Origin of the sequence: Micromonospora sicca (genome assembly GCF_003172935.1) — a bacterium.
Taxonomy (GTDB): Bacteria; Actinomycetota; Actinomycetes; order Mycobacteriales; family Micromonosporaceae; genus Micromonospora; species Micromonospora sicca.
In genome coordinates this window covers 1-6,973 of sequence record NZ_QGKS01000424.1, presented here as the reverse complement: position 1 = coordinate 6,973, position 6,973 = coordinate 1, and the positions used below count along the sequence as shown (strand labels likewise).

The following is a 6,973-nucleotide window of genomic DNA, read 5'->3' as shown; positions in this document are numbered from 1 at the left end:
ACGACCCACCACATCCGCCGCCATGACCCGTGATCAAAACGGTCAGGACCATCGGCGTCATCCCGCCACGCCGCAGACCCCCGGATACCCACCCAACACCATGATCAACTTAGGCTACGCGGCATTGACCCCAAGCCCCACCAGACCTGCGAGCCGCACTGGCCTCCATCACACGGCCCGTCGACGACTACGCCCGCCGCGCCCGTCTTCCCCTGGCCGCATGAAAACTTGACCCAAGTGTGAAGAAACCAGCGACCAAAGATCGTTAGCCCTGATGCCCCGCGCCTCGATTCGGCCCAGGTCGTCGAGGTGAAACGGGTGGATCTGGCCGATCTCGATCCGGAAAGCTCGTTGATGGGGGTGGTCGAGGGCGGCCGATACCTGATCGAGACCTTGTGGCTGGGACTCCTCCTGAGGTCGGGAAACGACGCGGCCAACGTGTTGGCCCCGCGTCGGCGGCGGCAAGAACGGCAGGCAGGGCGGAGTCGACGCGATGAACCAGGAGGCACGTCGGCTGCGGGCGAACCACTCCCACGCGGTGACGCCCTCGGGTCTGGACGGCCCCGGTCAGTATACCAGCGCGTGCGACCTGGCGCTGATCGCCCGGGCCTGCTTCGCCCGCGAGGACTTTCGGAGATACATCGCAACCCGCGTGGCGTACGTTCCGGCACAGCCGGGAAAGCCGGGCTTCCAGATCGTCAACGACAACACTCTGCTGGACCGCGTTTCCGGCATGCTGGGCGGGAAGACGGGCTTCAGGCAACTGGCCCGGCAAAAGTACGTCGGCGTGGTGGAACGCGACGGGTGCGGCTCGTGGTGAGCCTGCTCGGTGCCGAGACCGCGCCGCTGGGGAGCTCCGGGGAGGCCCTAGCCCTGCTCGACTGGGGCTTCGCGCTTCCTCCCGACGCGACCGTAGGCCGCTTGGTCTCACCCGAAGAGAAGCAGTCTTGGTCATTTTCATTGCTGGCCGGGCTGGGCGTGGGTGCTGCCGTCACACTCGTGGTCATGATCGTGGCAACTTTCTGGTGGCGTAGCAGGCCGCGCCGTGGAGCCGCCTCACGGTGAAGGGGGCGCGTAACCCGGTGAAGCATTGCTCGGCATCGGGTTCATTGTTCAGCCCGCAAGGCGCGATGTTGTGCAGGTGGGCGATGCCGGATGCCTCACCGCCCGATGTGCTCTCATGTTTGAGACGGCATCTCGACTTGGGTCGCCTTCCTCACCTGGTGGCGGAGTTCGTCACATCCGCCGCCACCGACATTGCATTGAGTGCCCTGGAGGCGAACGGAGATGATTGTGCAACCGACGTGGCTCGTGATGCTTTCGTGGGCTGTGCTCTTTGTGGGGTTGGCCAGCACCGTCGTTGTCGTTGTTGACCAATTTATTTTTGGATATCGTCAGCCGGTCAAGGTCATGGAGATTGTCTGGCCGGCGACCGCCCTCTACCTTGGCCCAGCAGCCGTCCTGGCCTACAGAAAGTGGGGTAGACCCCAGTCTCCCCGGTGGCTGGACCGGCACGGCAACCCGCCCAGCGCGACATGCTCCTACGATAATCCAAGTTTATCATTGTGGGACGCACTGCACTCTGGGTGTCATCATTGCTACGCCTATCACCTACGGCGTTGGCCTCGAAATATTCGGCAGCACACTGTGGCCCGAAGTCGTTGGCGACTATGTAGGTGCAGTGGCCATAGGCGTTGCATTTCGCTACTCTGCTGAGGCTCACACGGGTGGTCGAAGAGCGTGGGCCGCAATGCGGAAATTTTTCAGGAGCGACCTGCTGACCGTGTCCGTCTTCGAGCTCGGCCTATTAGGTTGGCTGGCGCTAATGCATTTTCTTGTTTTCCACGAGGCCCTGCGGCCTGGTAGTCCGGTGTTTTGGCTCATTATCCAGGTCGGGCTGATCATCGGCTTCTTCGCCGCTTGGCCGCCAACCTCGTTGCTGATCCGCCGCGGCGTCAAAACGGAATTGCTGGGCACGCCGCAGTAGGTGGTGATGCGCCGACGCTGCTCTTGCCGAAAACTCGTCCGTGCAGGTCAGGCAGCATGATCGTACTCGTGGAGGATGCCGCCGAGGCGATCGCGTCTTCGTATGGCGAGGCGGGCAATCTTGTCCGGGTCGGCGATCTGTGTGGGTAACGGGCACAGCGGCCGTGCGTTCGCGATCCCCTGGTGTTGGCGGTGTCCGTTGTAGAACTGTTCGAACTCGCGAAGGGCGTGGAGCAGGTGCCGCTGGTTCCAGATCAGGGTCCGGTCCAGTAGTTCACGGCGGCAGGTCTGTACCCACCGTTCCATGATCGAGTTCATTCTCGGCATCTGGATGCCGATGAGGACGACGTCGATGTCCGCGTCGGCGAGGATGGCGTCGAAGATATCGGGGAACTTGCCATCCCGGTCGCGGACCATTAACCGCGCCCGGGAGCCGTTGTCTTCGAGGTCCATGACGAGGTTCTTCGCCGCCTGTGCCACCCACGCGGTGGTTGGATGCGGGGTACGCCTGGGAGCGCAGGAAGTCGGACCAGGTGCTGCCAGCGCGCTCGGGCGCCGGGTCGATCCCGGCCTCCTTCAAGATCTTCCAGACGGTGGACGCGGCCACCTTCACCCCGAGCACCAGCAGTTCGCCGTGCAGGCGCCGGTAGCCCCAGCTGGGATTCTCCCGCGCCAGGCGCAGCACCAAGGCCCGGACGGAGTGCACAGTGCGCGGCCGACCCGGGCGCTTGGGTCGGGAAACGGCCGCGTGACGGCGGGCGACCAGATCGCGATGCCAGCGCAGCACCGTATCGGGGCGCGCACCAGCAGCCGCACTCGGCGCAGCACCTCGCGCGGCAGCCGGTGTAGCAGGACCGCCAGGAACGCCCGGTCACTCGGGTCGAACCGAACCTTCTCCTTGCCCAGATGGCGTTCCAGCACCGCGATCTGATGGCGCAGGGCAAGGATCTCCACGTCCTTGTCCCGATTGCTCATCGGCAGCAGGCGCAGCACCGCAGGGCGTTCGCAAGGTAGAGATTTGCCCGTTTACGTGAGTCCAAGCAGTTGTAGGGATCGGTACGGGTTCCGGCTGTTTTGCCGTAGGGCTGGCGCGATCGAGGTGACGCCGTCCAGGCGGAGCAGGCTGATCGCGGTGTTGCGCAGGGTGGCCAGGGCGCGAGGCGCGTTGCCGGCTCGTAGCCGGCCGGCGTCCTCGCGGTAGGTGGTGTCGCGAATGTGGTGAAGGACCTCGATGGCCCAGTGACCTCGTAGCCAGTCGGCCAGGTCGGCGGGTCCGGCCTGGGCTGCGGTGAGGCTGGTGATCGCGTAGACGGTGACGGTGGACCAGCGGCCGTTGGCCGGGTTGTACCGGCGGCGCCGGATCCGCAGGGCCTGGGCCGCGTGGGGGAAGTCTAGGGCGAGGGGCCCGTGGCAGGTGACGGCTTGCAGCCGGCGGATGTCGTGGCGGCCGTGGCCCCGGTCGCGGGTCTCGTCCAGCACGGGGATCTTCGTCCAGGGCAGGGCCTTGACCTGCCGATACAGGCGCGGCTGGTTGCGCTTGACGACGAATAGGTAGCCGGCGTGCTTGTTCTCGACCAGCCAGCGGGCGTGCTCGCGCTGGGTATGCATGGCGTCCGCCGTGATGATCGCCCCGGTCAGCTCCAGGCCGTCCAGCAACGGCACGAACCGGGTGATCTCATTCGTCTTCCCGTCCACGTCGGTCTGGGCCAGGACGATCTGGTCACGTTGGTCCAACGCGGCCAGTAGATGCACCTGGACACCGGCAGGGCCGCTGCCGCACAGCGTCTTGCCATCGACGGCGATCACCCGCCGGCCCGATTCGCCGGAGCCCGCACGGCCGATCAGCCAACGGCACACCGCAGCGTCCAACGCGTCGGCGTCAATGCCGGCCAACACCCGGGTGAACGTGCTGTCATCAGGCACGCGCCGCGCGCCGGTGAACCGGTCCCGGGCCGCCCCGAGGCGGTCCCACACCGCATCCGGCAGATCCGCGGCCCACTCGGCGATCTCGACGACCCGAGACTGCCCCGAAGCCACCGCCGCGACCGCGATCGCGAGCAGGCCCGGCAGCGGATGGATCCGGCCCCGCGCATCCCGCGGGTCCGGAACCTGCGCCAACGCCTGCAACAGCCCTGGCGTGTCCTGCTCTGCCGGCTGCGACACGCCGCACAGACGTGCGGACAACCCGCCAATCAACGATGATGCCTCCACGAGCGCGGTCCTTCTCTTCGATCATCCAGCCTAGACACCTGAATGATCACCAGAAGGCCGCGCTCTTCTACGTAACCACCGGAACCGGCGTGACTACCCCACAACCGACCATCCGGTCATATCTCGATCTTGCGAACGCCCTGCGCAGCACCGCGAACGCGTTCGTCACACCCAAGTACGCCAGTCGCAGCAGCACGGCAGCCCATCATGCCGCATCGATCACCAGCTACGCCCAGGCCCAGCCCCCAGCGACCGGGCCTACATCACCGACCACGCCACAGCGGCCCTCACCAGGGCGGATGGGTTTCGGCAGGGGGCGCCGCCGATCTCGTACCGTCGCTGAGCCGCTTCCGCCCACGACGGTCGAAGCTGCCGGGCCATCCACGGGCCAAGGCTCACGTTTGGACGGAAGGGCCGGGGCCGTTGCCCTCGGCGGTTCACTGCCTCGGGCGACCGGGTGCAGAAGTCCTTCGGACCCCGACCTTCCGCGCGGTGAACAGTACGGGCGCCCACTGACACTCGGGCGCCAGTTAAACCGGATTTAATCCGCCAATAAGCGGTCGATTAGCCATAGCCGTTCACTCACCGAGGAGGTGCGCGGCGTGCCGATCGACGTGGAGCAGGGCAACTGCCCGGGCTGGTGAATGAAGCGGCTGTTCTTCCAGCTCAACGATCCGCGCTGTGGAAGCTGCACAACTACTACGCCCGCTCGCCGCCGCTGCCCGAGGGCGCGGAGGCGGCGCGGGAGGCGTTCCAGGCGTTCCAGCGGCACAGCCGCTCCAACTTCGGCTGAGCTGGTGGTGTCCGCCGTCAGCGAACGAATGACACCGGTGGGGTTCCGCACCGCCCGGGACGAGGACGTCACCGGCGACGCCGAGGCGGCCGCGGTGTGGGAGCGCGCGGGCCTGTCGGTGGTGTCCTCGGGCACCCACAGCAGGATGCTCTCGCTGCACGACCACGTACAACCGCGCTCCGGTCAGGGTGACGGTTCTCGAAGAAGTCGCAGGCGAGCAGGGCGTCGGCTTGGCGGCGGAGGAAGTCGGCCCAGGTGGTGGAGGTGCGCTCGGGCGCCGGGTCGATCCCAGCCTCGTTGAGAATTTCCCACACGGTGGAGGCGGGGGTCTTGATCCCCAGGACGAGCAGTTCGCCGTGGATGCGGCGGTAACCCCAGCTGGGGTTCTCCCGAGCCAGGCGCAGCACCAGGGCGTGGATGGAGCGGACGGTGCGTGGCCGGCCCGGCCGTTTTGGCCGGGAATTGGCAGCGTGGCGACGCGCGGGGAGGTCGCGGTGCCAGCGCAGCAGCGTGTCCGGGCGCACCAGCAGCCTGAGCCGATGGAGCACGCCCAGCGGAAGCCGGTGCAGCAGGAGGGCGCTCGGTCGCTGGGGGAGAACCGCGGCCGGGTCTTGCCCAACTGTCGCTCGAGGACCGTGATCTGGTGGCGCAGCGCCAGGATCTCCACGTCCTTGTCCCGGTCGCTCATCGAAAGCAGCCGCAGTAACGCGAACGCGTTCGTCACACCGAGATAGGCCAGTCGAAGCAGCACAGCCGATCATCATGCCGGGGGTGGGAGAGACAGTCGGGAGAGGAACCGGGTCCTGCGCCCGCCGTCAGGATCCGCTTACAGCTGGTCCCACCTGGGCCATTAGGTTTTCGGCAGGGGCAGGGTGCAGACCTGTCGGCGTGAGTTGCTGGACCGCACCTTGATCTGGAACCAGCGCCACCTTTGCCAGGCCCTGCGGGAGTTCGAGCGGTTCTACAACTCCCATCGGCCGCGTCAGGGCATCGCGAACGCCCGACCGCTGCACCCCTTGCCTCGGGCGATCACCGATCCAGGGCAGATCGCCCGCCTCGACATACGTAGGCGTGAACGCCTGAGCGGCATCCTTCTCGAGTACGAACATGCCGCGTGACCTGGGCGGACGAGGTTTCCGGCAAGGGCAACGCCGACGCGGTGCGCGACGACGTGCGGGGCTACGTCATCGACGCCTTCGGTGACCCGGGCGGGGTACTCATCTTGGATGACACCGGTGACCTGAAGAAGGGCGTGCACACCGTCGGGGTGCAGCGGCAGTACACCGGCACGGCGGGGCGGGTGGAGAACGCGCAGGTCGCCGTCTACCTCGCCTATGCCGCGCCAGACGGTTACACGTTGATCGACCGGGAGGTCTACCTGTCCAAGGCGTGGACCGAGGACCCCGACCGGTGCGCCGCCGCCGGCATCCTGGCTGATGTCGAGTTCGCCACGAAGCCTGTTCTGGCCCGGCGGATGCTCACTCGCGCCCTCGACGTGGGCCACGGCGGAAGAGGCCTACGGCGGTGACCGGCAGCTCCGCCGTGACCTGCAACGTCACGGTGTCGGCTACGTCCTGGCGGTGGCGAAAGCCACCGCGTCACCGCCCGGCCGGCCGACGGCCCGGTCCGCGCCGACCTGCTCGCCGACGACCTACCCACCCGTGCCTTGAACCGCTGATCACCAACACCGTCCACCCGATCAGCCACTGGCTGACCTGGTCACACTGGCGACGCCAACACCAAGCACGCGCACGGACCAGCCACTACCGCCGCCGAACCCAGCCGATCCATCAGCATCTACATAACGAACCCGGGCTGCCGTACTAGTGTTCCGAGTCGTTGGTTAGTTGATTAAGTCTTGTGCAGTAGTTGGCGAGGCTGTCCAGGATCTCGTCGGCGGTCTTGGTCCAGACGAAGGGCTTCGGGTCGGCGTTCCACGCCTCGATCCAGGTGTTGACGTCGGTTTCGAGGTCTTTGACGCTG

General features: G+C 66.6%; 5 protein-coding genes and 4 pseudogenes. 5 read left to right on the top strand and 4 right to left on the bottom strand.

From position 1 onward, the window contains the following. Positions 1-279: 279 nt before the first annotated feature. A pseudogene (locus DKT69_RS32650) lies at positions 280-1,065 on the top strand (D-alanyl-D-alanine carboxypeptidase family protein); the annotation flags it as partial. Positions 1,066-1,336: 271 nt separating this feature from the next. Next, a complete protein-coding gene (locus DKT69_RS32645; RefSeq protein WP_368666293.1) occupies positions 1,337-1,987 on the top strand; it encodes a DUF4396 domain-containing protein in 651 nt (216 codons plus the stop codon). Positions 1,988-2,034: 47 nt separating this feature from the next. On the opposite strand, the gene DKT69_RS32640 is transcribed toward DKT69_RS32645, so the two are convergent. The 3 genes and pseudogenes from DKT69_RS32640 to DKT69_RS32630 all read right to left on the bottom strand — a co-directional run bounded on the left by DKT69_RS32640 (position 2,035) and on the right by DKT69_RS32630 (position 4,170). Then, positions 2,035-2,466: an integrase core domain-containing protein gene (locus DKT69_RS32640; RefSeq protein WP_201749970.1), complete on the bottom strand. Its 432-nt coding sequence runs from the start codon at positions 2,464-2,466 to the stop codon at positions 2,035-2,037. A gap of 157 nt (positions 2,467-2,623) precedes the next feature. Continuing rightward, positions 2,624-2,773, bottom strand: a pseudogene (locus tag DKT69_RS40335) (integrase); the annotation flags it as partial. Positions 2,774-3,012: 239 nt separating this feature from the next. Beyond that, the gene (locus tag DKT69_RS32630; protein WP_236648498.1) at positions 3,013-4,170 is read right to left on the bottom strand and encodes an ISAs1 family transposase; all 1,158 of its coding nucleotides are present in this window, start codon (positions 4,168-4,170) and stop codon (positions 3,013-3,015) included. 667 nt (positions 4,171-4,837) lie between these two features. On the opposite strand from DKT69_RS32630, the gene DKT69_RS38650 reads away from it, so the two are divergent. The 3 genes and pseudogenes from DKT69_RS38650 to DKT69_RS32615 all read left to right on the top strand — a co-directional run. Next, positions 4,838-4,990, top strand: a complete 153-nt coding sequence (locus DKT69_RS38650; RefSeq protein WP_161557991.1) for a hypothetical protein — start codon at positions 4,838-4,840, stop codon at positions 4,988-4,990. 893 nt (positions 4,991-5,883) lie between these two features. After that, entirely contained in the window at positions 5,884-6,108 is a 225-nt protein-coding gene (locus DKT69_RS32620) for an integrase (RefSeq protein WP_236648497.1), read from the top strand. Between the two features lie 29 nt (positions 6,109-6,137). After that, positions 6,138-6,570: pseudogene (locus tag DKT69_RS32615) on the top strand (IS701 family transposase); the annotation flags it as partial. 243 nt (positions 6,571-6,813) lie between these two features. Here the strand turns inward: DKT69_RS32615 and DKT69_RS32610 are convergent. Beyond that, positions 6,814-6,973: pseudogene (locus DKT69_RS32610) on the bottom strand (IS630 family transposase); the annotation flags it as partial.